This is a genomic window from Pseudoalteromonas obscura, assembly GCF_030135505.1.
GTDB lineage: Bacteria > Pseudomonadota > Gammaproteobacteria > Enterobacterales > Alteromonadaceae > Pseudoalteromonas > Pseudoalteromonas obscura.
On the sequence record NZ_JASJUT010000012.1, the window covers coordinates 49,150 to 74,834 of the forward strand.

25 protein-coding genes and 2 tRNA genes are annotated in these 25,685 nt (G+C 44.0%); 19 read left to right on the forward strand and 8 right to left on the reverse strand.

Going from position 1 to position 25,685, the window contains the following annotated elements:
• Positions 1-15 precede the first annotated feature (15 nt).
• The gene (gene folX / locus QNM18_RS21835; protein ID WP_211012639.1) at positions 16-390 is read left to right on the forward strand and encodes a dihydroneopterin triphosphate 2'-epimerase; all 375 of its coding nucleotides are present in this window, start codon (positions 16-18) and stop codon (positions 388-390) included.
• 42 nt (positions 391-432) lie between these two features.
• On the opposite strand, the gene QNM18_RS21840 is transcribed toward folX, so the two are convergent.
• On the reverse strand, positions 433-858 hold the full coding sequence (locus tag QNM18_RS21840; RefSeq protein ID WP_284138431.1) for a YqaA family protein: 426 nt from the start codon (positions 856-858) through the stop codon (positions 433-435).
• 101 nt (positions 859-959) lie between these two features.
• Here QNM18_RS21840 and QNM18_RS21845 point away from each other — a divergent pair, with 101 nt between their 5' ends.
• Together QNM18_RS21845 and QNM18_RS21850 are read left to right on the forward strand one after the other, a co-directional pair.
• Positions 960-1,469, forward strand: coding sequence for a TlpA family protein disulfide reductase (locus tag QNM18_RS21845; RefSeq protein WP_211012552.1), 510 nt, complete (start codon positions 960-962; stop codon positions 1,467-1,469).
• Positions 1,470-1,495: 26 nt separating this feature from the next.
• Positions 1,496-1,927, forward strand: coding sequence for a DUF2721 domain-containing protein (locus tag QNM18_RS21850; RefSeq protein WP_211012640.1), 432 nt, complete (start codon positions 1,496-1,498; stop codon positions 1,925-1,927).
• A 255-nt stretch (positions 1,928-2,182) separates the two neighbouring features.
• Here QNM18_RS21850 and QNM18_RS21855 read toward each other — a convergent pair whose 3' ends face one another.
• On the reverse strand, positions 2,183-6,241 hold the full coding sequence (locus tag QNM18_RS21855; protein ID WP_284138432.1) for a S8 family serine peptidase: 4,059 nt from the start codon (positions 6,239-6,241) through the stop codon (positions 2,183-2,185).
• A 362-nt stretch (positions 6,242-6,603) separates the two neighbouring features.
• Here QNM18_RS21855 and QNM18_RS21860 point away from each other — a divergent pair, with 362 nt between their 5' ends.
• Positions 6,604-7,053, forward strand: coding sequence for a c-type cytochrome (locus tag QNM18_RS21860; protein WP_211012554.1), 450 nt, complete (start codon positions 6,604-6,606; stop codon positions 7,051-7,053).
• A gap of 60 nt (positions 7,054-7,113) precedes the next feature.
• Here the strand turns inward: QNM18_RS21860 and QNM18_RS21865 are convergent, their stop codons facing one another.
• Positions 7,114-7,296 (reverse strand): PA3496 family putative envelope integrity protein, encoded by a 183-nt coding sequence (locus QNM18_RS21865; protein WP_211012555.1) that lies wholly within the window; start codon positions 7,294-7,296, stop codon positions 7,114-7,116.
• Between the two features lie 354 nt (positions 7,297-7,650).
• On the opposite strand from QNM18_RS21865, the gene QNM18_RS21870 reads away from it, so the two are divergent.
• The gene (locus QNM18_RS21870; protein ID WP_284138433.1) at positions 7,651-8,439 is read left to right on the forward strand and encodes a DUF2884 family protein; all 789 of its coding nucleotides are present in this window, start codon (positions 7,651-7,653) and stop codon (positions 8,437-8,439) included.
• A 35-nt stretch (positions 8,440-8,474) separates the two neighbouring features.
• On the opposite strand, the gene QNM18_RS21875 is transcribed toward QNM18_RS21870, so the two are convergent.
• Positions 8,475-9,911 (reverse strand): aminotransferase-like domain-containing protein, encoded by a 1,437-nt coding sequence (locus QNM18_RS21875; RefSeq protein ID WP_417714859.1) that lies wholly within the window; start codon positions 9,909-9,911, stop codon positions 8,475-8,477.
• A 119-nt stretch (positions 9,912-10,030) separates the two neighbouring features.
• Between QNM18_RS21875 and QNM18_RS21880 the strand changes: the two genes are divergently transcribed.
• Entirely contained in the window at positions 10,031-10,954 is a 924-nt protein-coding gene (locus QNM18_RS21880) for a DMT family transporter (protein ID WP_284138434.1), read from the forward strand.
• Here the strand turns inward: QNM18_RS21880 and QNM18_RS21885 are convergent.
• Complete coding sequence (locus tag QNM18_RS21885) at positions 10,932-11,801, reverse strand: diacylglycerol/lipid kinase family protein (protein ID WP_284138503.1); 870 nt, start codon at positions 11,799-11,801, stop codon at positions 10,932-10,934. The genes QNM18_RS21880 and QNM18_RS21885 overlap by 23 nt on opposite strands.
• Positions 11,802-12,057: 256 nt before the next feature.
• Between QNM18_RS21885 and QNM18_RS21890 the strand changes: the two genes are divergently transcribed.
• The 4 genes from QNM18_RS21890 to QNM18_RS21905 all read left to right on the forward strand — a co-directional run bounded on the left by QNM18_RS21890 (position 12,058) and on the right by QNM18_RS21905 (position 13,545).
• Positions 12,058-12,207, forward strand: coding sequence for a hypothetical protein (locus QNM18_RS21890; RefSeq protein WP_211012559.1), 150 nt, complete (start codon positions 12,058-12,060; stop codon positions 12,205-12,207).
• Positions 12,208-12,406: 199 nt separating this feature from the next.
• A tRNA-Ser gene (locus tag QNM18_RS21895) sits at positions 12,407-12,497 on the forward strand.
• Between the two features lie 18 nt (positions 12,498-12,515).
• Positions 12,516-12,608: transfer RNA gene (locus tag QNM18_RS21900), tRNA-Ser, on the forward strand.
• Between the two features lie 169 nt (positions 12,609-12,777).
• On the forward strand, positions 12,778-13,545 hold the full coding sequence (locus QNM18_RS21905; protein WP_284138435.1) for an MBL fold metallo-hydrolase: 768 nt from the start codon (positions 12,778-12,780) through the stop codon (positions 13,543-13,545).
• Here QNM18_RS21905 and QNM18_RS21910 read toward each other — a convergent pair.
• Both QNM18_RS21910 and QNM18_RS21915 read right to left on the reverse strand, forming a co-directional pair.
• A complete protein-coding gene (locus tag QNM18_RS21910; RefSeq protein WP_284138436.1) occupies positions 13,538-14,650 on the reverse strand; it encodes an aminotransferase class V-fold PLP-dependent enzyme in 1,113 nt (370 codons plus the stop codon). The two genes, QNM18_RS21905 and QNM18_RS21910, sit on opposite strands and share 8 nt — an antisense overlap.
• Positions 14,640-15,833, reverse strand: coding sequence for a PrnB family protein (locus QNM18_RS21915; protein ID WP_211012562.1), 1,194 nt, complete (start codon positions 15,831-15,833; stop codon positions 14,640-14,642). Before QNM18_RS21915 ends, QNM18_RS21910 begins: the two co-directional genes overlap by 11 nt.
• A 137-nt stretch (positions 15,834-15,970) precedes the next feature.
• On the opposite strand from QNM18_RS21915, the gene QNM18_RS21920 reads away from it, so the two are divergent.
• Genes QNM18_RS21920 through QNM18_RS21935 form a run of 4 tightly spaced genes read left to right on the forward strand, consistent with a single transcriptional unit; the run spans position 15,971 to position 21,600 of the window.
• The gene (locus QNM18_RS21920) at positions 15,971-16,432 is read left to right on the forward strand and encodes an Lrp/AsnC family transcriptional regulator (protein WP_211012563.1); all 462 of its coding nucleotides are present in this window, start codon (positions 15,971-15,973) and stop codon (positions 16,430-16,432) included.
• A gap of 20 nt (positions 16,433-16,452) precedes the next feature.
• On the forward strand, positions 16,453-19,203 hold the full coding sequence (locus tag QNM18_RS21925; protein WP_284138437.1) for an ATP-binding protein: 2,751 nt from the start codon (positions 16,453-16,455) through the stop codon (positions 19,201-19,203).
• Entirely contained in the window at positions 19,179-20,450 is a 1,272-nt protein-coding gene (locus QNM18_RS21930) for an alpha/beta hydrolase (RefSeq protein WP_284138438.1), read from the forward strand. The genes QNM18_RS21925 and QNM18_RS21930 overlap by 25 nt, the downstream gene beginning before the upstream one ends.
• Positions 20,440-21,600, forward strand: coding sequence for a GNAT family N-acetyltransferase (locus QNM18_RS21935; protein WP_284138439.1), 1,161 nt, complete (start codon positions 20,440-20,442; stop codon positions 21,598-21,600). Before QNM18_RS21930 ends, QNM18_RS21935 begins: the two co-directional genes overlap by 11 nt.
• On the opposite strand, the gene QNM18_RS21940 is transcribed toward QNM18_RS21935, so the two are convergent.
• On the reverse strand, positions 21,577-22,167 hold the full coding sequence (locus QNM18_RS21940) for a DUF938 domain-containing protein (protein WP_284138440.1): 591 nt from the start codon (positions 22,165-22,167) through the stop codon (positions 21,577-21,579). The genes QNM18_RS21935 and QNM18_RS21940 overlap by 24 nt on opposite strands.
• Before the next feature lie 197 nt (positions 22,168-22,364).
• Between QNM18_RS21940 and QNM18_RS21945 the strand changes: the two genes are divergently transcribed.
• The 5 genes from QNM18_RS21945 (at position 22,365) to QNM18_RS21965 (ending at position 25,555) form a co-directional block, all read left to right on the forward strand.
• On the forward strand, positions 22,365-22,535 hold the full coding sequence (locus QNM18_RS21945; protein WP_211012568.1) for a hypothetical protein: 171 nt from the start codon (positions 22,365-22,367) through the stop codon (positions 22,533-22,535).
• Between the two features lie 94 nt (positions 22,536-22,629).
• Positions 22,630-23,001, forward strand: a complete 372-nt coding sequence (locus QNM18_RS21950; RefSeq protein WP_023399012.1) for a hypothetical protein — start codon at positions 22,630-22,632, stop codon at positions 22,999-23,001.
• An 8-nt stretch (positions 23,002-23,009) separates the two neighbouring features.
• Entirely contained in the window at positions 23,010-24,386 is a 1,377-nt protein-coding gene (locus QNM18_RS21955; RefSeq protein WP_284138441.1) for a class II fumarate hydratase, read from the forward strand.
• 192 nt (positions 24,387-24,578) lie between these two features.
• Positions 24,579-25,175 (forward strand): hypothetical protein, encoded by a 597-nt coding sequence (locus QNM18_RS21960; RefSeq protein WP_284138442.1) that lies wholly within the window; start codon positions 24,579-24,581, stop codon positions 25,173-25,175.
• Positions 25,172-25,555, forward strand: a complete 384-nt coding sequence (locus QNM18_RS21965) for a hypothetical protein (RefSeq protein WP_284138443.1) — start codon at positions 25,172-25,174, stop codon at positions 25,553-25,555. The genes QNM18_RS21960 and QNM18_RS21965 overlap by 4 nt, the downstream gene beginning before the upstream one ends.
• Positions 25,556-25,685 lie beyond the last annotated feature (130 nt).

Genomic DNA, 25,685 nt, shown 5'->3' on the forward strand with positions numbered 1-25,685 from the left:
AAGGACATGCCAATGATGCATAATGCGATTATCAATATCACCAACCTGAGGCTGCGAACCTTCATCGGGTTCAATGACGAAGAGCGCGAAAAAAAACAAGACGTGGTTATCAATATTGAGATCCACTACCCCGCTGACACTGAATGTGTTCAGTTAGACGAAGTTGATCATGCGCTTAATTATAAAACGATTACCAAATCGGTAATTAAACTCGTTGAGAATGGACACTTTTTACTGTTAGAAAAATTAGTCGCAGATATATTATCGGAGTGTCACCAGCATCCGGATGTTTCTTTTGCCCGTGTGCGAGTTGATAAACCCCACGCGCTGCGCTTTGCTGACTCTGTATCTTTAACACTAGAATGGCGCAAGGCACGTAACATAGATTAAAAAGCCCGAATGCTCCAGATGGCTGGAGCATTGCCAACAAGCTCAAAACAACTCCATGGCCAACGCTATCACCAAGGCATAGCGAAGCCCTTTTCCAATACTCACCAACAACAAGAATACGCTAAATCTTATTTTAAATACCCCAGCTATTAACGTCAGTGGATCGCCGACAATCGGCAACCACGCAAACAAGAGGCTAAATGTGCCATAGCGTTGAAAATGCGCTTGTGCCCTCGCCATGCTGCTCTGCGATACCGGAAACCAGCGGCGATGGCTAAGCCGCTCAACTTGCGTGCCAAGGTAATAATTCACACAACTTCCGAGCACGTTGCCGATGGTTGCGCTACACCAAAGCAAAAATACATGACCAGATTGCTTAACAACCATACTGGTGAGCAGTAACTCCGATGCCGCAGGTAACAGCGTCGCAGCAATAAATGCGCTGAAAAAAAGACTTAGATAAACCATAATAAAAAGACAAAATGTGTTGGAAATACAGCAATCACAAAGCTTGCTATGTGATTAAAAATACGCGTAAATAGGACCAGCCTACCATAAGGAAATCAACAATGATAAAAAGTCAGCTCACAATCAGTTTTCTCGCCGCCGCATGTCTAACCATAAGCGCATGTGGCACCACTGAATCGACCGCCCCTAACCCGGACTATGAAACCTATATTAGCCCAGGCGACATATTTAAACATCTGACATTTAAAGACATCCATGGTCAGCCTATCGATTTGGCTAATGCTCCAGGCAAAAAGCTTGTCATCTTCTTCGCTACTTGGTGTTCAGACTCACAACGTATGTTTAATGCACTCAACGCTTCTCCTTTAGTCACTGATCACAATCTCACGATTGTCGCAATTGGCCGAGAAGAAACCTCTGAATCACTTGCACAATTTGCTGTTGACTATAATGTCTCTTTTCCCCTCATCACAGATGAACAGCGCAATGTTTACAGCCAATATGCCAATAAAGGGGTGCCTAGACTGATCCTACTTGATGAAAACAACCGAGTCGTTAACACTTTAATTGGTGAAACAGAAAATATAATTGAGCAGGTAAAGTGGAACTAAACTCAGACGTTGTCAGTATCTTAACTATGGCCAAAGTGATCCAAACCGCTGTGGCCCCAGTCTTTCTATTAACAGGGATCGCCGCATTTTTGGGGGTTTTATCTAATCGATTAGCGCGTATTACAGACCGAGCACGTTTACTTGATAGAAAGCTCAATGCCAATCAAGATGACACCCTACATTTTACGCTCACCCAAGAAATGCGCGCTTTGCTAAAGCGCTCTCGCTGCATTCACATCGCTTTTAGCATGAGCGTCCTTAGTGCACTCATGGTGTGTGCAGTGGTCGTCCTGCTGTTTATTTCACACCTCTATACGTGGTCACTTGGTATCACGGTTTCAAGCTGCTTCATTGCTGCCATGCTGCTTTTAATTGGGGCTTTTTTGGCATTGCTCGCTGAGGTCATGCTGGCAACACGTAGTATGCGGCGCGGTATGATTTTTAAAGATATAGGGTAAGCGCTCAATTCAGTCGTTTCCCTATTTTCTGGCGGGTTTATATAAGTCTATATAAGTTCCGCTCCCTCCATACAAACTCAGCTATAACTCTCCCTCTCATATAGTGCAGGTGTTGCAGATCCACCATTTCATAGATCTAGGCTACTGCCCGAGAGTTTCAAAAAAGTTATCCTGACTAGAAATAAAAAAACACCGGCTCAAAGCCGGTGTTTATTATGTTTGATTAGTTATCAGACCTAGCTGATATCAATCATATTACTTTTGCTTACGGCGACGTAGTGCAGCAAATGGTGCAGCTAGTAGTGTCAACCAAGCTAGTGAACCTGAATCGTCATCGTCGTCACCATTGTCTTCGCTTACATCAATTAAGCGAACTTCAACGCGAACGTCGTCAGAGTATTTACCTGCCGCATCTTTCGCAGTTACGTCGAAGCTGAACTGACGGTCGAATTCGAAGTCTAGGTTACCAGCAACGATTAGCTGACCTTGTTCGTTAATCGTGATTAACGTAGTACCCGCTACCATGAACTCAACAACATCATTGTCGAAATCAGAGAACGTTAGCTGACCAATTACAGTACCAATTGGGCTATTTTCTTCGATGTTGAAGCTCTGACCTTCTTCGATCATTGGCTTACCTTCGTACTCGTCTTCTTCAACGTTGAATACGACAGTTACCGCTTCAGACTCAAGGCCATCTGCATCAACCGCAGTTACAGTTACTTCGAAAGACTCACCCATGTCAAAGTCAATTTCGCCAGCAACAGTGATGTTACCTTCTGCGTCAATTGCAATTGCATCAGAACCTTCAACTTTGAATGAAGAAACATTGTCGTCTTGGTCCATGAACTCAAGCATACCAACTTCAGTACCTAGGTCTGCGTTTTCTTCAACGTCAAACTCTTGGCCTTCAGCAACATATGGTGCTTTCTCTGAATCTTCGTCAACCGCGTTTAACACGTCAACAATGATATTTGTTGGCTCTGACTTGAAGCCTTTTTCATCGTGTGCAACAACAGTTAGTTCAACTGACATTACGCCTGCATCGTAGTCAAGAGGCTCACCTTCAGCAACAACAACTGAACCGTCTCTGTTTACTGTGATACCTGAGTGTGAACGAGCAACAAGCTCAAACTCAGAAACCTTAGCAGCACCGTCTTGTTCAACGACTTCTAGCTGACCAATTACATGGCCTACTTCTGCATCTTCAGAAACTTCTAAGTCTGCATCAGCAATCATAGGTACCACAACTGCTGGTAGCATATCTGCTGTAATATTAGCTAAGATTTGGTCATCTGACGCTAGTGTGAATGGCTTGTAGCTATCAACAAACGCTGATGCGCCCGGTGCTAGAGACTCAACACGGTTACCATCTGCATCAACTAGAGATGCTGGCGCAGTTTCGAATGTAGTGTGACCTGTTAAAGAGTCAGTTACTTCGAAGATACCTGATTGATAGTTACCAATACCCGCTTGCGCTTCGATCATGATCTTGTCGCCAAGGTTAGACGTGTCTAAACCGATTAGGCTAGTACAACCAGAGAATGTAATTGTGTTAGTACCACCTTCGTGGAACATAGCTGACAAGAATCTCCACTGATCTTCACCGTCTACAATTGGACCACTCAATGTACGAGCACGACCGATAACGGCTGCACTACGACCTACATCGTTGTAGTTTTGTAAGAAGAAATCAGGTACACCATCGTAGTTAACATCTAATGTCATACGGTAACCCGCTTGACGGTGCATTGTTAGCTCATCACGTAGTGCCATTGAAGCCGTGAACAATGCGCCAGAAGCACATGAATCGCTACCGTATACGTTGAATGACGTGCTTAGGATATTGAATTGCTTGTCTTCTGCAGATGCTTCTTCACCTACTGCAACCAACTGATCTGTTACAACGTTAAAGGTTGTGAAACCGTTGTTTGTTACTTGAATGCGCTTGTCGCCTTCTTCAAGTACAGATACTTCAACACCTTCATTTGCACGTGGTAAAACATGGTAAACCATGTGGATGTCATGATCGCCATCTAGAGATTGGTCATCAAAAATTAGTGCACCGTCTAGCTCAGAAAGAGTCAACGCCGCCGCACGTGCAGTTAGGTCATTTGCACCTTGTGGGTTAGGTAGGCTCCATGCAGGCAGTTTACTTGGGTCAATTGTTAACTCAACTTGGAAAGAAGCAGTTTCACCAGCAGCAACTGTAACTGACGCAGGGAATTTCCAGCTTGTTGCACCTAGATCTGTATCACTTGTGTAGCGATCTTCAGTACGTAAGTTATATGTTTTCGCTTCAGTGTGGAAGTTCTTAACATATACAGTCTTAGTATAAGTTGTTGTTTCTTCTAAGACGTCAAAACCAAATGAAAGTGCAGCTTGAATTGTGTCATAGTCATCATGGTGTACCCATGCAACAGTTTGTGAATCAACTGCCTTCTTAACATCAACAAGACCGGCACCGATTAAGCTGATTGGCGCTAGTTCTGTTTCCGCATTTAGTGATTTTGGCTCCATGAATACATTAAGGTTTGCAGTATTCATTAGTACCGCTTTCACTTGTGCAGCACTTAGCTCAGGACGCGCTTCACGTACTAGTGCAACAGCACCTGCAGTGATTGGGCCAGAGAAAGAAGTACCTGTCGCACCAGCTAGCTGGTCAAGTGTACCTGTTGCAGCAACCTGGATGTTAACACCTGGCGCTGTAATTTCTGGCTTAAGTAGGCCATCCATTGAAGGACCACGAGAAGAGAAATCAGCCACACTGTCAATTGCAACGTGTGATTCAATACCAAAGTTAAACGTTGGTTGGTTACCAGCTGCCAATACCGCTTTAATTGCAGTACCTGTATCTAGAGATACAGAAATAGTTGGTACAGTTACCGCGTCACTTGAACCACCAAGACCTGGCGCACCACCTTCAACATTGTTAGCAATGATAACGTATTTTGCACCTTTAGCTTGGGCATTCAATGCTTTGTCAACAAATGCACATGCACCACGGTCAATCAGTACTGCTTTACCTGTGAAGTCCATGCCTTCAAATGGATTTAACACTTCACCTTCGTTATCTGGATCAGGGATGTTACAACCATTTTGATTTGCTTCAGGGTAAACAAGTTCTGTATCTGTGTTAGTGAATGAGAACGGGTCTTGTGGACCAAAGCTCGCAGTACCTACATCGATACGGTCGCCATTTAAAGTACCAACTGCAAATAGGTCAGGTAGTACAGGGTGACCCATTGCACCTACAGATAGAGCATTTGGAGTCGTGCTTGGACCACCGATACGGAATGGGTGGTTACCATCGTTACCCGCTGAGATAACAACGTTAGTACCCATTTTAACTGCTTGATGGATTAGGAATTGCGTACCGTCTTCACGATCTGTAGAACCGAATTCACCACCTAGTGACATATTGATTACATCAACGCGGTCGCTGATATCACCGTCACCATTAGGGTCCATTGCCGCTTCTAGTGCACCTAGCTGAGCTGCAAATGGACAACCGCCACCACACACTGAGTAAACGTAAAGTTCAACATCAGGAGCAATACCCGTTACAGAGTGAGATACAGACGTACCATGAGATGTTGGTGCGTCATCTTCAGTTGGGTTAGCTGGATCGTTTTCAATCGGGTCAGCATCGTTACGCATAAAGTCGTAACCGCCAACAACTTGACCTTGTGGCCATGTTACCGCTGCAGGATCTGCCTGTGCTGCGTCATACGCTTCTTGTGTACCCGCGCCGCCAAATACTTTGTGCGTGTAGTCAATACCTGTATCTAGTACAGCCACTTTTTGGCCAGTACCAGTGAAACCTGCAGTGTTAATAGGTGCAGCTTGGATGTAATTGTTTGCATCAGCAACATGTAGCTCATAGTCATATAGAGGTAAGATGCGCGCTACATTGTTATTCTTTTTAATCTTTTCAAGTGCTTCATCTGACGCTTCAACAATCAGTGTAGATGCTAATAGTTTAGTAGAACCAACAACTTTGATGTCTGCATTTAGGCTTGCTAAATCACGTTTAACTGTTGTTTGTAACGTCTCTACAGATGCAACCGTTTGGCGTGCATCACTTACTGAGTAATTACCACGCTCCATTAGGTTTGCAGCAGTTTCTTGCTTTAACACGACTAAGAAAGCTTCAGCTCTATTTTCTTGCTTTGCAGATAGCTCTACTTTTGCTACTTCTGTGTTAATTGAACGAGTGTTGGTCTCTAATGTCGCAGCACTTACTGATGCTGCTGAAAGAGCACCTGAGACAGCCATAGCTACCGCTGTCGCTTTAAATGAATACTTGGCCATAGTTTCCCCTAGGACTTGTTGTTTAATTTGGTGTTTATTTATATTTAGAGAGTAGAATCATTCATCAATATAATGTGACTACATGGTTAATTGCAATAATGGAAATACAATTAAGTTACATTTTTTGAACTTTAATTTTATTCAACACCATAACATGTTGTTTTAAAAGAAAAATAAACAATGTGAAGAAAAGTAAACAGATCTAAATTAAATTTACTGTAAATGAGCCACTAATTTGGACCCATAAAGTAAACAGTTTGTTTTCACTTTGTACCGCTTGCTCCACCGTTGAACTCAGAATCTTGCTAAATCCTATTGAAACCCTTAAAAAGGGATAGAATTATTTATTTAAGGGGCAACTTATGAAAAAGTTATTAACACTAGTAACCTTGCTGGCGGGTTTCAGTATGCAAAGTCAAGCCAACACACTATTTAAAGAAAAAGAGGATGCCATTGAGTATCGCAAAGCAGCGTTTCAATTAATTCGCTATCAGATTGGTGATATGGGTGACATGCTTAAAGGTAAAGTGCCATTTGATGCAGAACGTTTCAAACAACGTGCTCACAATGCAGCCCAACTTTCTAATATGCCATGGGAAGCGTTTATCGCGGGCACCGATAAGGGCGATACCAGCGCTTTACCAGAAATATGGAGCGACAGAGCAACATTTGATAAAAAAGCGGCAGACTTCGCAAAGTATGCGCAAGCGCTCGCTACAGCGTCAGAATCTGGAGACAAAAAGGTGATTGCCAAAGCATTTGGCAAGTGGGCGCAAGGCTGTAAAGATTGTCACAAATCATTTAAAGATTAATCGCCAAAATACAGCACATATAAAGAGAGCATCACCGTCGCTCTCTTTCATGCTGTGAAACTACTCATCAAAAAAATCAAATTCATCATCTCCTAAATGTCGCCGCAATCGCTTTTGCTCTAAGTACTCATCTAGCTTTTTTCTGACCTTTTGCCGCTGCTTATTAACATCCTTTTCACTCAGTACGCCAAATTCTTCTTGATATTCGTCATCCAATGGATCATAGGAATATGTTTTACCCATGATAAGCTCCTATTTAACCTTTAGAGATTAACTTTCAATACACGGATGTAGCTGTTTACTACTGTGTGCATAACTGGAAAGGGCGAAAAGACCTCCCCACAGACACATTACGACTTATAAAGTATTTAGCTCGAAATAAGCCTCTTGGACAGTGAATGATTTTTATCGTGACGATTAATAAAACAAATTAAACCAATTTATGAGTAAAATGGCCAAATTTTAGTTTAAAGGTTATTTCTCACTTAACCTCCCATCTCGACAAAAACCATATACGCTTGAAAAATAAAGGCTTTAAAAATTGGCATCATACTTGGAACACACAAAGTGTCATCAACAAAAAATAAGAGCCAAGCCATGAAAACCACTTTAATTACACTTGCAATTTTATCGTCTTCCTCTGTCTATGCGCATAGCGATCACAACTTTTCAATCTCTAGTGATAACTGCCAGTTAGAGTTCAAAAATGATGTCAAAATCACTCCCGAAGAGATCTCAATAACACAAGCCAATAACCAAAATATGATGATCGCTGCAGACGGTACCTTGTCTGTTAATGGGCAAATAATCACAGTGACACCGCAGCAACGCCAAGCGCTCTCTTTTTATGCAGAAACATTGCGGGCTGAATTACCAAAAGTCGCCGAAGTCGCGACACAAGCGGTCGATCTGGCCGAGGTTGCTTTAAATGAAGTTGCCACAACATTCAATTTAAACAGCTTTGATGACCTATCAGAGATCCTCGATGAACTAAGTGTGGAAGTACAAAATACCTTTTACCAAGAGGGTACTTTTGTCATGGGTGAGCAAACCATGGCTGAATTTGGCGAACAATTCGAGCATCAATTTGAGTCCCGTGTTGAAAGCGCAGTGAAAAGTGCCATGTTTGAGTCAATCGGTACACTGCTCATTTCACTGGGCTCTGAAATGAAAAACGCGGACGGTGACATCAGTGTCTTTGAGCAACGCATGGAACAATTAGGTGCCAATTTTGAACACCGAATAAATGCGCAAGCAGAACAGCTTGAAGCAAGTGCAGACTCATTATGTGATCAGTTTGCACAGATAGCCCAGCAAGAAGCTCATCTAGCACAGTCAATGCCGACGCTGTCTGGGTACGCATTGATGCACACCAAACCCCAATAAGTAAGATAGCATTCCAACCAATGAGTGGGCGCTGTTTAAGGCCCCCTCTTCTTGTCGCTCAGTACTTGTACCAGCTCTCCCAATCGCTTTAAGCTCGCTTCATGTTTGTCCTGCCAAGGCAGTCCATAACTCAGTCGTATACAATTTTGAAACCGCTCAGACGCACTAAACAACTGTCCGGGCGTTAAACTGATCCCTTGGGCCATTGCCATATTGAACAATGTACCACCATCTATACTCGCACCCAGCTCCAACCAGACAACACATCCGCCACGCGGATCGCTGATCCGTGTCTCAATTGGAAAAGCACTGCGAATACAGGCCAGCATTTTTTGTTTGTTTTCCTGTAACCGCAGTCGCAACTTTTTGAGATGGCGATCATAAGCGCCCGAAGCTAAATACTCGGCCAATACCCATTGATTGATCAGCGATGAAGAGCAGCTCAGCGCCCGTTTATATCGACGTGCTCTGGCGGCATGTCCTGGTGCCAACATCCACCCAACTCGATAACTCGGGGCCGCTGTTTTAGAAAATGAGTCACAGGTGATCACTTGCCCCGGTTGAGCGTAATACTGAGCAGGCTTGCCACGGTGCTTGGTAAAATACAAATCGCCATATACATCATCCTCGATGAGCGTGACGTTATTTTCGACCAACATTTGTAACAAGCTTTGACGGCGGCTGTCCGGCATAAAGCTACCAATCGGATTATTAATGCTCGTTGAGCACACGCATGCTTTTACGTCGTGCTTGGTCAGCGCATGTGCTAAATCTTCCAGCCATAATCCATCATCAGGACACACTGGAATTTCAATTGCTTGTAGTCCAAGGTTTTCAATTAGTTCTATGATGCCAAAATAGCCAGGAGACTCAATTGCAACGACGTCTCCGGGTTGCGTCACGCACTGCAAGGCAATCGCCAGTGCTTCTTGGGCACCATTAGTGATAACAATATCATCGGCGACTACAGATAATCCCATGTGCAAATAACGTTGCACTATCTGTTGCTTTAACTTCAAAAGCCCATCCATAGCGCCATACTGCAGCAGTTGCTCACCTGCTTGTTTTAAGGCGCTGCGCATCATTTTTGCCAATATAGCTTCATCTCCCATCGCTGTCACCGGGTTAGCAATGCCAAATTTCGCCTCGTGTGGCGCGTGTATCCCTTCATATACCTGCTCAATTAAAGACTGCTTGTTGACCTGAGTCGGGTTAATGGGCAACTTGCAGCGCCTTGGCAAGGTATTTTGCTCACCGTTAAATAAAAAGTAGCCGGACTTTTCCTTCGAATAGATTCTCCCTTGCCCTTCAAGATGATAATAGGCTTGTTTAACTGTCGGGATACTGACTGACAGTTGCTGCGCGAGTTTTCGCAACGAAGGAAGTTTATCTCCTGGCTTGAGCACTTGCTGAGAGATCATGTCATTGATCACTTCAATGACTTGTTGATAAAGGAATTGACTGCTTTGCACGCGATTACTCCACCATCAATCTGTATAGGTTAAAAATGACTTTTTCTGTATCTATTATACACAGATTATCCGAGTAAACTGCTCCTTGTCGCAATAATCCAATTACACAAGGACCAACAATGAGAGATTGGCTGTTATATATCATTACCGTTCTTATTTGGGGCTCAACTTGGCTGGCCATTGAATTCCAGCTAGGTCAAGTCAACGAAGTTGTATCACTCTTTTATCGCTTTGCTATTTCCGCACTTTGTATGTGGGGCTTTGTTGTTTGGCGACAGCTTCCCATGCGGTTTAAGCTCGTTGATCACAGTTTTTTCATACTTTTGGCCATAGGTAACTTTGGGCTCAATTACCTACTTCTTTACTGGGCACAAGGCAGTTTATCCTCAGCGATGGCATCTATCGCCTTCTCCTTTATGCTGATCTTAAACATGATCAATACTCGCCTATTTTTTGCCAAACCAATTGCCTTTAAAAGCTATATTGGCGCGGCTTTGGGTGTAGCTGGGATCGTCAGTTTGTTTTGGGATGAATTAGGGACTGCCGATTTATCTTCGAATACCTTGGTTGGCCTAGCATTGGCACTGGCAGGAACCTTTGTCGCATCATTGGGAAATATGGTCAGTATCCGCAACTCAAATCGTGCCATTGGCGTATTAGAGGGCAACGCTTGGGGCATGCTGTACAGCAGTGTGCTGCTTGGCGCATATATTGCCTTCAGCCCACTGTCATTTGTGGCACAGGCCGACACCAGTTACTGGCTCTCTCTGCTTTACCTTTCTGTTTTTGGCACTGTGATTGCGTTTGCATGTTACTTTTCTCTACTAAAAAATATTGGTCCAGAGCGCGCCAGCTATATCATCGTATTATTTCCGATTGTGGCAGTAGTACTCAGCACGCTTTTTGAAGGCTTTACTTGGCAGATCAATACTTTTATTGGCTTTGGTCTTATTTGCGCAGGCAATTTACTCGTGCTTGCCCCCAAGAAACTACTCAACAAGTACAGCTCTGTGTTGCAAACTAAACAGGCCCATTCAAACTAGGCACCTTCAATCGCAGTGACGCCGCATTGCACTTTACCAACGCTGGCGTTGTTGCGATTAAATCCCCATCGGCTTCAACACATATGTTTGAAGAAGTTATTTTGAAACTACTTCCACTTTGCACCTTTACCCACGATAATTTGGTATGCAAACCAAATAACATCAGCGCAAAACTCAGCAAACGTTTGTGCCAAGCAACATTCGGAATAGTAACCATCTGCAGCTGTCCATCACCCACCTCAGCCGATGGCGCCGGTGTTAATCCCGCGGCAAAATGACGACCATTGGCAAATAGGCTCATCAAAACGCGCTGCTCAACACCGTCGACTGAAACAGTGATCCCCTTGTAAAAAAATAACTTGGCTATTCCTGTAAATGTATAGCTAAGCGCGCCAAAACGCTTTTTCCCGGCCATCGCGGACACCACTTCAGCGCTAAAGCCAACACCCGCCATGTTGATAAAATACCGCCGGTCTACTTGACCTACATCTACACGACAAGTGGTATCAGCAAAAACGGCAGCGCGCCACTGCTCCATTGAATAGCCAAATTGTCGCGCGAAATCATTACCCGTTCCGCAAGGTAATAAAGCCACACTCTTTTTTGCATCAACCAAAACACTTTCTTTTACACATAACATAGCGTTGATGGCTAGGTTTAACGTGCCATCACCACCCAATACCGTCACTTGGTGCTGCTGTTTTATTAAACACATTAGCTGCGCTAAATCACGCTCAAAACAGCCACATGTTGCATACCATTGTAATTTGATCTGGCGCTCAATCGCGTTTTTTTCTAACCACGCCTTATGCGCCAACATTTTTTTTCCGCTCTGCGGGTTGTACACTACCAACAACTCAAAACCCCCAAATATATTTATCTGAATAACTATTCAACAGAACAAATATAAATCACAAGATACAGTAAAAGCACCAATAAACCATTGAATAAATATTCATTAGATTATATAAAAAGCACAGCAAAAAAATTAATCATTAGTTTTTCTAATGTGTCACAGGTAATTTTTATCGTTTTAATTTTAATCGCCTTGAATGCAAAATAACCAAGTAAATTAACCGACAGTCAATTATTTGGAGTACGATATGCTTAATTCAGCTGCTGCGTGCAGCAACACGCAAACCACCCATGAACCAATCCACACTATTGCACAAAAACCACAAATTCAGTGGATGGCTTGGTTAAGTAAAATCGGGCGATCACTGAATCTTAGTGCCGTGGTTATGCATAAGTAAATCTGTACTCTTGTACGCTTGATGGCCAGTTCAGTGCGGCCATCAACTGTTTTTCCCGTCTACATTTTAAACACACCCTATCAAAAAGTATAAATTTCAGGCAAACAATTCAATAACTTCGCTTTTTTGACTATTTTTTCAGCAAACGATTAAAAAACTATTTACAGCACCCAATTCGATAAGTATTATCTGTGCCCATGGAGAGATGGCTGAGTGGTTGAAAGCACCGGTCTTGAAAACCGGCATACGTTAATAGCGTATCTAGGGTTCAAATCCCTATCTCTCCGCCATTTTTAAAGTTTTGCGCCGGAGAGGTGGCCGAGTGGCTGAAGGCGCTCCCCTGCTAAGGGAGTATAGGGTTTGTAGCCCTATCGAGGGTTCGAATCCCTCCCCCTCCGCCATTATCTTGTAAAGAAACCGTCCATTGGACGGTTTTTTTATGTCTGAAATTTACATTCAACTTCTTTTAAGCCCCCACCCCTTAATTTCGCATTGAATACTTTTTCACTTCACAAACTGGTCAGATGTGTTAAGAATATAGTCAAGTCTTTTTAAACTTTATGATCACCCATGCAAATTCATTTTATCGAAGGGTACATTCAACAAATTTACTTAGTCGAGTACCCCGACAAGTTATTGTTACTCGACGGATGTACACGCGCAGATGTTGATATTGTCTGTCATTTTATTTGCAAGGAGTTGTCGCGCCCGATCACCGATCTCAAACTCATTATTGTGACGCATATGCACCCAGATCATGCAGGAGGGGCACACTTGCTCAGAACCCGCAGTGGCGCAAAAATAGCAACTGCCAAAGTAGCTGGTCACTGGTATAGCGGACTCGATGGCATTTTAATGCATTGGTCCGATATGATTCTGGCATTGTGGGTTGCCGGAAGAAAAAAGAAAGCACGAAAGAATCTTTGGTATTCGAGAAAATTAGATGCAGACTACTATTTAGCAGATCAAGAACGACTGCCTGACTTCAATGATTGGCAAGCCATACACACACAAGGCCACACAGACAGAGATCTTTCTCTATACCACGAGACTACACAGCGCCTTTACGTAGCCGATCTTTTTGTTAAAGTCAGAGGCCAGTTCATTCCGCCCTACCCAATTTTTTACCCCAATCGATATCGCAGGTCACTACAAAGGATCCGTAATCTGAATCCAACGTCGATCATTTTGGCGCACCAAGGTGAGGTCCCATTTACTGAGATTGATTTTGATCGCTTAGATCAACTTGCGCCCCAGATACCTGTCACACATTGGCGCTCAGTCAAAGCGAAGACCAAAAAAGCCCTTGGCCTTCACCAATCTTTGCCACCTAAATAACGGATTTAATGACAGCGATGAAACGTTCAATGTCCGTTTTGTCGTTGTACACATGCGGTGATATACGCAGCCCATAACGACGTGCATCCACCGCGATGCCTTGCTGAGATAACTGATGTAAACACTCTTGCATATCATCAGGCACATTAACAATCGCGGTACCAGAGCAGCGCTTTTCAAACTGCGGTGACGAAATACACCTTGATGGCAGTGCTTGCCAAATACGCTCTAGTAAAGCTAAGTTGTGATGACGAATATTTTCAATGCCAAATTGACACAATGTATCAATGCTATGTGCAGCCATCACGTAAGGAGCGACCGAAGGCGTCCCACCCCAAAAACGTAATGCGGTGTCGTGAGCGGCAAAATGATGAATATCAAATTCAAACGGATCTTGATGAGAAAACCACCCGACATCTTTTGGCGCGCAGTCAGCCAGTGACGCCGGAGAGACCCATAGAAAACCAGCTCCAGGTCCCCCACACAGCCACTTAACACATGAGCCCAGCACACAATCGGCCTGCCACGCAGCTAAATCTATTGCCAAAATCCCCGCAGATTGTGCAATATCGACAATCACCTTACATTGGTGCTGTTTTGCCAGTGATACGATCTCAGCAACAGGTGCTTGATGTCCCGTATTAGAGTAAACGTGACTGACAAAAACCAAATCGAAATGTGCCGTTAAATGCGACTGCCAAGTCGACATTGCACTCACATCTTCACCAGCAGGAATAAAGCACAACTCAACATCTTCAAGTGCCTGCTGTAAAACAAACCCCATACTTGGAAAGTCATCTTCACTGAGCAAGACTCGAATGCGACGACCGCGCAGCGACGGCATACCCATTAACCACTTGGTCAAGCCACTCGACAAGTTTGTTTGTGGACAAAAATTGTCGGCGTGACCATTGAGCAGTTTGGCCAGTGCTTGGTTAAATTGCATAATGCCATCTAGCCACTGTGCCCAGGGCTCACGATTCTGCACCTGCCACGGCTGCATAAACTGACTGTGAAAGTGTTCAGGTGCACTCTTTAGCATGCGCCCGACCGAATGACTCAACAAGTATGTTCCCTGCGGCATAAAAAAGTGCTCAGCTTGCATCTGGCACCTCACTCGACACTAAGGTTTTACGCAGGGCTTGTAAATCATCATAGCGGGTATCAAGATCTGTGCGCTTTGCACCAGCCCGCTTGTCTCTCAGCGTTTCAAGCTGGGCCAGCAATACCTGTAATGGTGGCCCACTGGCAGTAACTTTGTCTAAATGCTGGTTAGCCAGCGCTTTCGCTGGACCGCAAATATATTTTTCAACTAATTGATTATGATGCTGAATTGCCGTATCACCATGTAATTTGCACGCTTGTAAAAATACTTTTAACGCCGCTTGATACCAAGGCTCCTTGCACTGTGCCTGTGCCGCTAAAAAAGCATCCAATAAGTTGGGTAATCGCATACACTCTTTCAAAGTAGCCTGATCTTCCGGCATCATGTACAACAGCTTTTCAACGAGGATCTGAGCATAATCGACATCATTCGCCTGACATAGACCCAGCATCATATCAATCACGTTGATCCCGGCAAAATCCCCGGCATTGGCTCCACGATAAACTTCTTTGCCAACTCGGTATGGTTTGTAATAAGGCCTGACAACATAAAAGAAAGACTCGGTATCCAATTGCTTAAACAGTGCTTGGTTCGAATTGATAACATCGACCAGTGCGCGTTTAACTTCCTCTAACAAGACTGGCGCCATTGGGTGTGAAATACCCAGAGGCTGAACTTTTAATAGCGCTTCTGCGGCCCGCTTGTAAGCTAAAATCCCTCTCGTGTTGTAATCAATAAACAGCTTTTCAGCCGGATCGCTGGTAAAGCGCTTATACGTCCCATTAATTGCAGTATTGTGTGTTGTTAAATGCGCAGTTGCAAACCTAGGCGTTACACCTATTGATGAACCAATATGCATTGCTAGTGCAGAAGCAGCCTTTAATGGAGAATGTCGCTCTCTACTTGGCTCAGTCAACTCATGTCGACGACATGCTGCCATATACAAGCCAACATTACCGAGTAAGTCAAACGCATTATCGAACCCCTCATCGGTATTACCCTCAGCGAGTAGCGCCTCAATAAAGTGCTGCCCCTGCAACAATAATTGCTGCTTTATCTCATCACCGACCCCTTCGACGTTGGCCGGATCAGCTTGTTCACGATAGATTGCCTCTAATTTATCGTTGAGCATGACAAACTCATTTCTTATCCAGAGGTCAAATTCTTGTGTTCGCTGTGTCATTGTAAAAATCCTGAAAAATGCATCATTGTCAGGCTAACAAAACATCGGCAGAGATATTTGCCAATTATTTATTAATCATTACACTCAAATAGTGGAATACCGACTTTTAATAATGAAAAGTAGCAGAATTAACTAATATGGCCGATATTGATAACAAAGATAGAATATTACTCAGTGCTTTACAGCAAAATGCACGGCTGAGTAACGCTGCACTTGCAGAGCAAGCAAGCTTGTCCGATACCCCCTGTTTGCGCCGAGTTAAAAAACTTCAGCAAGACGGTGTTATTTTGGGGTATCATGCCGATATTTCACCTCCAGCTGTTGGTTACTCTGTTTTAGTATATGCATTTATTCGCTTGACCAAAAACTCGGTTCAAGCTGCAGAAAGCTTCGAAAATCATGTCGACGCACTGAGACAAGTCAGGAGTTGCTCTGTGGTATCAGGCAGTCACGATTACTTGCTAGAAATTATCGCTGAAGACTTACCAAGTTATGAGCATTTTGTTAAACACAGCCTTGCGTCTTTAGAGTTTATTGCGGCTGTCGAATCAACCATAGTATTAAAGCAGACCTTTAATAAACGCGGAGTCCCTTTATGAGTCCAGTAGGCATGTAATCTATGCACATTCAATTCCGCTCGCCAATTCACCATCTCCTTGCCTATATTGGCTTGGCGTTAGGCTATTTTGGTTTTGGAAAACTATTTACCCTAATCGCATTTCAAGATCAGGTACTACCGATTTGGTTGCCAGCTGGTATAGCTTTAGTCGGCAGCTACTTATGGGGCTGGCGTTTTGCACCGGCGATTTTCATCGCCTCAGTTTTGTTTAACTGGACTACCTACTTCGGATTAAAACCCCATATCCATAGTTACAGTGATATTTTGCAGGTTTCGATGGTCGCCACTGGCGCTGTAGTGCAGGGTTTGATAGGTGGATATTTGATGCGCTTCTGGTTAGGTGATCCGCTATTGATGCGCTCTAGAAAGAACATCGCTTACTATGTTTTGTTGGTGGGTATCATCGCCAATGTTGCATCCGCCAATATCGGTATGCTAGCGCTCAGCCTCTTTAACCCGCTGTATGCGTTTTCGCAGCATTGGCAAAATGTCATTGCTTGGTGGCTAGGCGATAGTTTAGGTATTTTAATATTTACACCTCTGTTGCTTATGCTGCTCAATTTAACTGTGTTTGAGCCGCGTAATTATCAACACAAACGTATTATCTTGGCTACTTGCTCAATACTCTTGCTCTCTGTGACTGCCACCACATACCTCTACAATCAAGGTAACCTTAAAGCGGCACAAAGAGAAGCACAACGCGAAGTGAATATCATTGAAAATGTCGTATTGCGCCATGTAAACCTGAGCATGTTGGCAGTGCAAGGTGTTGCTGCTAAATTGCAGTCTTTGCCTCAATTCGACCAAGCCAAATTTATGCAAATCGCTGAGCAACAAAGGGCACGTTATCCATTTTTGTTTGCGGTTTCTTGGGGACAGCGCATCGCGCAATCCCACGCGAACGATTTACAATCCGAGCTCAACGTTCTTTATCGCAACGAAGTAAAATTGCACGGCTTGCCTTTGAATCAAAGGGACCCCATGGTGGTCGTGAAATATGTCTCGCCTCAAGCTGAAAACTTTGCTTCCTTAGGCTTTAATATATACTCCAGAGCCAACCGCAAAGCAGCATTGGAAGACCCAGAAATCATTTTGCAGCCAAGAGCAACAAACGTGGTCAAATTGGTACAAACTCACCCTACGAAACCTGCCTATGTGCTCTTTTCGCCGGTATTTCGTCAAAATGCAACGACACCGCAAACCATTAATGCAGATATTGTCGGCTATGCAATTGGCGTTGTACAAACGGATGTTTTGCTAACTTCTGTATTAAAAACGACACTGGGAAATAATTACGACCTCGCATTTTATGATGGCAACAGTGAAACGCCTTTTTTCAGCAACTATGATCTTGCGCAAAAGCCCTATAACGCAGATACGCACTACAACACCCAAATTCATTTTGCGGGTCAAACTTGGCGCTTAACCTTAGCCATTAAAGATAGTTACATCAGCAACTTAAACCACCAGCAAACCATTTGGCTGCTAACGATACAACTCAGTATATGCGCATTAATCACCTTTATTGTGCTGCTTTATAACTATCAAAATATAGCCCTTAACCATTTGGTTGCGGCACGGACCGAGTCGCTCAATGTTGCATTGCAAGATGCGCAAAAAGCGAATCACGCGAAAAGCCGTTTTCTCGCCAATATGAGTCATGAAATTAGAACCCCACTCAATGCTGTTATTGGCTTCGCGTCACTGGCCAATACCACACAATCTGTAGATACCTTGAAAAAATATGTCACGAATATTGATATGGCAGCCAAAACTCTACTCGGCTTGGTCAATGATATTCTCGATATCACCAAGATTGAGTCGAACAAGCTGCACTTAGAGCGACGTGACTTCGACCTCCAACAGTTGCTCACTCGCGTAGACAGTTTATTCGCTACGAGCGCAAAAGAGAAAAACCTACAATGGCGACTGCACAGCAATGTTGAGCATGCTGTTTGGCTCAAAGGTGACGAACTTAGAATTGAGCAAATTCTGATAAACCTTTGCAGTAATGCCATTAAATTTACTGATTCAGGTCAAGTTGGCCTGCACTGTGAAGTAACCGAGAGTCAATCCGATTATCGCGTGCAATTTATTATTTCTGATTCAGGCATCGGTATTGACGCCACACATCTAGCCCATATCTTTGCGCCATTTGTTCAAGCGGATGACTCTACATCGCGGCGCTTTGGTGGAACCGGTTTAGGGCTGGCAATTTGCAAAGAATTAAGTGACATGATGGGTGGCAATTTATCCGTTGAAAGTCAACTTGATGTGGGTAGCCAATTTCACTTTTCACTGCGCTGCCCTTTTGGTGAAGCCCATAGCAATCAATTACCTGATTTCGATGAAACAAACATCGCAACACTGTCTATATTGGTCGCCGAAGATAACCCTGTGAATCAGATCGTGATTAAGTCAATGCTTGACTCTTTTGGCATCTCTTATCAACTGGTTGATAATGGTCAACAAGCTGTAGCACTTGCTCAACAACAGTCGTTTGATTTAATTTTGATGGATTGCCAAATGCCTGTATTAGACGGTTATCAAGCAACGACCACATTACGGCAACAATTCGATCAGCAAACACTCCCTATTGTCGCGTTGACCGCCGATGTCATGCCTGAAGATAAAGCGTATGCGCTGGCTATTGGCTTTAATAGCCACCTTGCAAAACCGCTTGATCGCGATAAGCTAGGGGCATGTCTGGCCCACTACGCAAAAACATGCTCAAAAAATTCATCGGCTTAATCTCGGCACTGTGTGCAATCGGTGCCGTCGCACAAGATTGCACTACACTGCCTAAAAACCATCAACAATACCTAACTGGCATGACGACTGGTGAATATCGCTACGCGAATCAAATTGGTTCAGCAGTGCTTACACTGAATAAAAAGATGCAGTATAGCGAGTATATTCAGGCAACAAACACCTTGATCGCAGCCCGCAACAAAAGAGCAAACCAGCCTTGCCCACTGCCAGTTGTTGCACAAAATACGGCTAAAATACGCCGAGTAATTGACCACATCGCTCCTTATCAGCTACTGCACGCCAATCAAAACAAAGCCATCTTACTGATCCATGGCTTAACCGACTCCCCTTATATTTTTAGTTCAATCGCACAAGACTTGTATCAACAGGGCTTTAATGTCAGAACCTTACTGTTGCCAGGTCACGGTACTGCTGCCGATGATTTACGCCGTGTTCAATATCAGGATTGGCAACAGCACGTACGCTATGCCATCGAACGTACAAGCACAGACTTTGAACAGTTTGCAGTCATGGGCTTTTCTACCGGTGCGGCTTTGGCTACGCTGGATATCGCCAAATATACGCCAGCTAATCTCAAAGCGCTGGTCCTGATAGCCCCGGCGACAGAGTCCCATAACAAAAACAGTGGATTAGCGCAGTGGGTTGATTGGCTGCCCTTTATGGATTGGCTTGATAAAGATGCAGATCTTGATTTTGCCAAGTATGAATCATTCCCGCTGGCAGCTGCCGCACTGGTCCATGATGTGATGGTTGATATGATGCAAACACCAGTCCCGACAGATCTACCCATCTTAACCATAATGAGCCAAGTCGATGCGACTATAGACAGCCAAGCAACCATGCGCTTGTTAACGCGCTGGGCTAAACGACATAGTGCACCGATGGCGTTGAGGCTATATGCCGAACAGCCTGTGGCTGTGCCTGATACCATCAAAACAACACAGATCAGCAAATTAGATGGGGTCGTTGACATGTCGCATATCGGTTTACTTATTCCAAAAGAGCACCCCTACTACGGCTTGCATGGTGCCTACCGCCATTGTGGTAGCTACTTTGAAGACGCACAAGCCTATCGTGCGTGTAAGTCAGCTGACAACATCACCTATGGTGAACATCACGAGCGCAATAGAGCAGCCTATCAACCTTTTGCGCGCGTTACATTTAACCCTGACTACACAGGTATGACTGATCAACTTATTGAGTTCTTAAACGCCCATGTCAACTGAACAATTTAGTCATCAATTTATTTCTAGGATTAGTGAAGTTGCCCAATGCGATTGGCAACGGCTCGCAGGCCGTAGCTTGTTTACCAGTTATGCTTGGCTTGGCGCGCTAGAAAGCAGTGGCAGTGTCTCTAAGCAGACCGGTTGGCAACCATACCATCTCGTGATCTACCAGCAAGGTAACAGCCAACCCTTTGCTATTTTGCCCGGCTATATAAAAAGTCATTCCTATGGTGAGTATGTCTTTGACTGGGCATGGGCCGAAGCCTACGAGCGCCATCAACTTGAATACTACCCCAAATGGCTCTGTGGCGTCCCTTTTACACCGGTCGTGGGTACTAGGTTATTGTGTAAAACACCAACTGAGGCTTTGTATCAATATATTCAATCGGCATTGAATGAAGCGACGGTACAACACGACTGGTCCGGGTGGCATGTTAACTTCCCTTCAGCAGCTGAAGATTGGTCTAATACCCGATTACTTGAACGACACGGGGTGCAATTTCACTGGCACAACCAGCAATATGTCGACTTCGATGCGTTTTTGGCGACAATGAAAGCGCGAAAACGCAAGATGATTAAAAAAGAGCGCGACAAGATAACCCAATCTCAACTCACTATTGTCTGGTTAGATAAATCGAGCATCAATAAAGAAATTATCGACCTGTTTTACCAATGTTACTGCCATACATATCGCAAACGCTCTGGACACAATGGTTATTTAACACGGGCATTTTTTGACCTCTTATTCACAGCGATACCTGAGCAGATAAAGCTGTGTTGTGCATATCGAAAGGATACTCAAGCTGATATTCGTAACTTTGTTGCTGCCAGTTTATATTTACAGGATGAAGACACTTTATATGGAAGATATTGGGGTGCACTTGAGCATAGTGAGCACTTACATTTTGAGCTGTGTTACTATCAGGGAATAGACTACGCCATCAGCCACAAGCTCGCGCGTTTCGACGCTGGCGCTCAGGGTGAACACAAGCTACTGAGGGGCTTTGAACCTGTCTTAACCCACTCATATCACACTATTTGCCACCCCTTGTTTAATCAAGCAATTGACAACTTTATCAATACAGAGCGCTCGCAAATTGCACACTATGCGCTGCAGTGTAAAGCATTATTGCCCTATAAAACACAATAAACGGTTATTGGCAGGCATCGCATGATCTGCCTCTAGCTCTAGCCCAGCAGCCTGTGCCAAATCAACAATCCACTCGATATCTCTGATCCCACTGTTGGGGTCTCGGGATTTTAAAAATGCATCAAACTCCGCATTGCTCACAGATGTATACTGACCTTGATAATTGAATGGACCATAGATTACAACCTTGCCGTGCGGTGAGAGATGACGCTTTACTCCTTCGAAAAAGCGCACCACCAACTGAGGTGAAACAATATGAAAGGTATTCGCAGTATAGATCGCAGGTACCTGCTCAACAGGCCAATGCTGCGTTAAATCCAACGTTATTGGTCGCCGCAGATTGTCTAATTGCGCCTCGTCACACCACTGCGTAATACCGGCATGATTACATGCTAAATCAGACGTTTGCCATACAACTTCAGGCAATGCTTGGGCAAAGTGTACCGCGTGCTGACCTGTGCCAGACCCCACTTCCAATACAGAGCTGATATTGCTAATGAATGGGGCCAACAACGCTAGAATTGGATCTTTATTATTTTCACATGCCTGAGAAAAAGGTTTTGTCATATTGCACCTATTTAGATCGAACCTGCGCCGAAATAGCGCATTATGCTTTGCATTTTGCAACGACCATATCGTGATGTCTATTTACTTCACTGATTCATATGGATAAAAAAACTCTGGTATATGGTATGCAAAAAACATTGGTATTGACTATAAGTACCTAGTGTACCCGTTCAAATACCCTGTATGGAGATATAAATATGAAATATTCAAAAGTGACGCATATGCCCAATCAAAGCTTAGGTCATATACCAGAGCCCGTTAACACTGAGTCAAAGCAAACTTACCAACAAGAAGTCGCAGACTTGCTGAGCAGTAAAGAGCAGGAAAAAGAGCAGACAACTGAACAATTTATCTTGGGATATAACTAACATACTGGCTCGACCTACAATCCGCATAAGGGTTGCTAATCTCCTATTTTAGTGTAATGATAATAATTATCGTTACACTAAAATATAATACGTCATGGTTACACCTCAAGTTCTATGTCAGTTTCAACCCCGCTTAGATACACAATGCCAACGCCCCTATTTAGATGCCCCTGTGCACGTGGCCAAATTTATTGACGATGGATTTAAGCTGGCTAAGTGGTATGAGAAAAAGCCATGCGTGTTATTACAAGAACTCTATTTACGACGTGTCTTTTTTGAATTGCTAAATCACATTGCTGATCCGTTAGTCCATCAAAGCTATCGCCAACAATGTTTCGAGCAACTTCATAAACCCCTTCTAGCATTAAAGCGTTTCTATAAAACACAACACCGCTCGATGACCTCTTTTTATCGTTTAGAGCGAGAAGCTAGGATCATAAGTCACGAATTTAATCCTTTTAACTAGGAGTCAGCATGACAACTTATCGTACCGCATCTGATAGCATGGGCACTTTAGAAGTACCTGAAACAGCACTGTATCAAGCGCAAACTCAACGCGCAGTCAACAACTTTCCAGTCAGTGACTTAACCATGCCAACCAGTTTTGTCCGCGCACTTGCTTACATTAAACAAGCAGCGGCAGAAGCCAATGCGGAGCTCGGCCACCTTGATCAGAATAAAGCCAAAGCCATCGCTAATGCATGCCAACAAATCATCGATGGTGACCACCTAGATCAGTTTCCAGTCGATGTATTTCAAACTGGTTCAGGGACCAGCTCTAACATGAACGCCAATGAGGTCATCGCGACCTTAGCTAGCCAACAAAGTGGTTTGCAAATCCACCCAAATGATGATGTAAACATGGGCCAAAGCTCAAATGATGTGATCCCAACCGCGATTCATGTGAGCAGTGCGACATCGGCAGTCTATGAATTACTGCCAGCATTGAAGCACTTGTCACAGTCCATTGAAAGAAAGAGCAAAGAAATTGGTCACCACGTGAAAACGGGCCGCACACACCTTATGGATGCAATGCCAGTTACCTTTGCGCAAACCCTGAGCAGCTGGCAACAGCAAATTGACTCAGCCTACGAAGGCATCTTAACTTCTTTGGAAAAAGTTTATCAGTTAGGTCAAGGCGGTACAGCTGTAGGAACTGGCGTCAACGCAGATAAACAATTTGCATCGTCATTCAATACCTACCTGAGTAGCAACGTTGGTATTCGTTTCAATCCAAGCCCAAATTTTTTCTACAATATTGGTTCACAAGACGCCATTGTTGCCTTGTCTGGTCAACTAAAAACCTTGGCGGTCGCCAATATGAAAATCGCCAATGACTTGCGTTGGATGAACTCAGGCCCGCTAGCTGGTTTAGCAGAAATTGAGCTACAAGCACTTCAACCAGGTTCTTCAATCATGCCTGGTAAAGTCAATCCAGTGATCCCTGAAGCTGCAGCCATGGTGAGTGCACAAGTAATTGGCAACGATGCGACTATCACCGTTGGCGGACAATCTGGTAACTTCGAACTCAATGTCATGTTACCTGTGATTGCATACAACATCTTGCAAAGCATTGAGCTACTCGCGAACATTTCTCGCCTTATCGCAGATAAAGCAATCGCTACATTCAAGGTCAATGAAGAAAACATTCAGCGTGCACTGTCACGCAATCCTATTTTAGTAACGGCTCTCAATCCGGTGATCGGCTATGAAAAAGCTGCCGCAATTGCCAAACTTGCCTACAAAGAAGGTCGTCCAATCATAAAAGTAGCGGCAGAGCACACAGACTTAAGCGAAGCGCAGCTAAAAACCTTGCTTGACCCGCAAAAGCTCACCGAGGGTGGCTTATAATTTAAATGCGCTCTAGTCTTATATAGGGTTAGCAATATTCACTCGCCTGTGGCTATTCAGCCTCTATACAGGCGAGTCATGGCCCACTAAATTGGGTCAGTTTTCACTCAACTTGTTGCTTAACCCTAGCGTGCTAGCTCTTGTATCTCATTATAAAGCACGGCACACTGTTAAAAAAAAACAGGATAGATTATGAACGCATTAAAGCTAACACTTGCTAGCCTAGTAATTATTTCAGGATGTTCCACAACAAAGGCTGGCTCAGAGCCAACGCAATCACAACAAGCACAACCTGAGGCATCTCAACAACAGGAAAAGCCCAGTAAAAAGCCAATGAAACCAGCTCAGCTGCAAACCAAATCAGCGACTCGCCATGACAAGGGGACCAGTAAGCCGGCACCAGCAAAAATGATCACCACCATGGAGCCAATTGCACACTACGATGAAGACGAAGTGTCAGAAGCTGGGATCAAAAACCAACACGCTTACCTTAATTTTATTACCAAAGACAAAAGCTGTGACAGCAACAGTCAGTGCATAGCCATTCCAGTTGGCAGCAGAGCATGTGGTGGCCCTTCAAGTTACCTGTTGTTTTCAAGTAAAACCGCCGATCAGAGCAAAGTCTATGAACTGGCGAAAAAACTCACCGACAGTGAAGCACAGTACAACGCCAAACATGGCATGATCAGTATTTGTGAGCATTTACGTCAGCCATCAACCCAATGTGTTGAAAATACTTGTGTTAAACTAGAAGGTACGAACAAATCACCAACTAGGGACTATCGATGAAGTGGAACCTCGGCACATTATGTGGTCTGTCACTGATTTTTTTAGCCGGCTGTGAAGCCACCTATTCAGAGCCACAATCTGCTCAAGCGAAGTCAAATGGCTCATTGGAAGAGAGCATCGCAGATAAAGGGTGTGATGCCAGCTTTCAATGTAAAGTTATCGCAGTAGGCGAGCGGCTTACCTGTGGTGGACCAAGCCGATATTTAGTTTATTCATCACGCAATGTAAATGAAGAAGAGGTAGAGCGCGCCGCTAAAATGGTCACACTGGCAGAGCAATCACAAAATAAAGATAAGATTGCCAGCGAAATATGCGAGCCAGTATTACCAGTTCAAGCGCTATGCATTAGCAGTACCTGCCAATCTATTGTGTTGAAATAATCGAGTAGACAGTGATGTGATCATCACTGTCTATCCCACTAAAAAATAATTGAGTGCCACTAGTGGAATCACCAATACGACACATAACCCCGCCCGTCCCAAATAAGACAATATCAGGCGTTTTTTAACC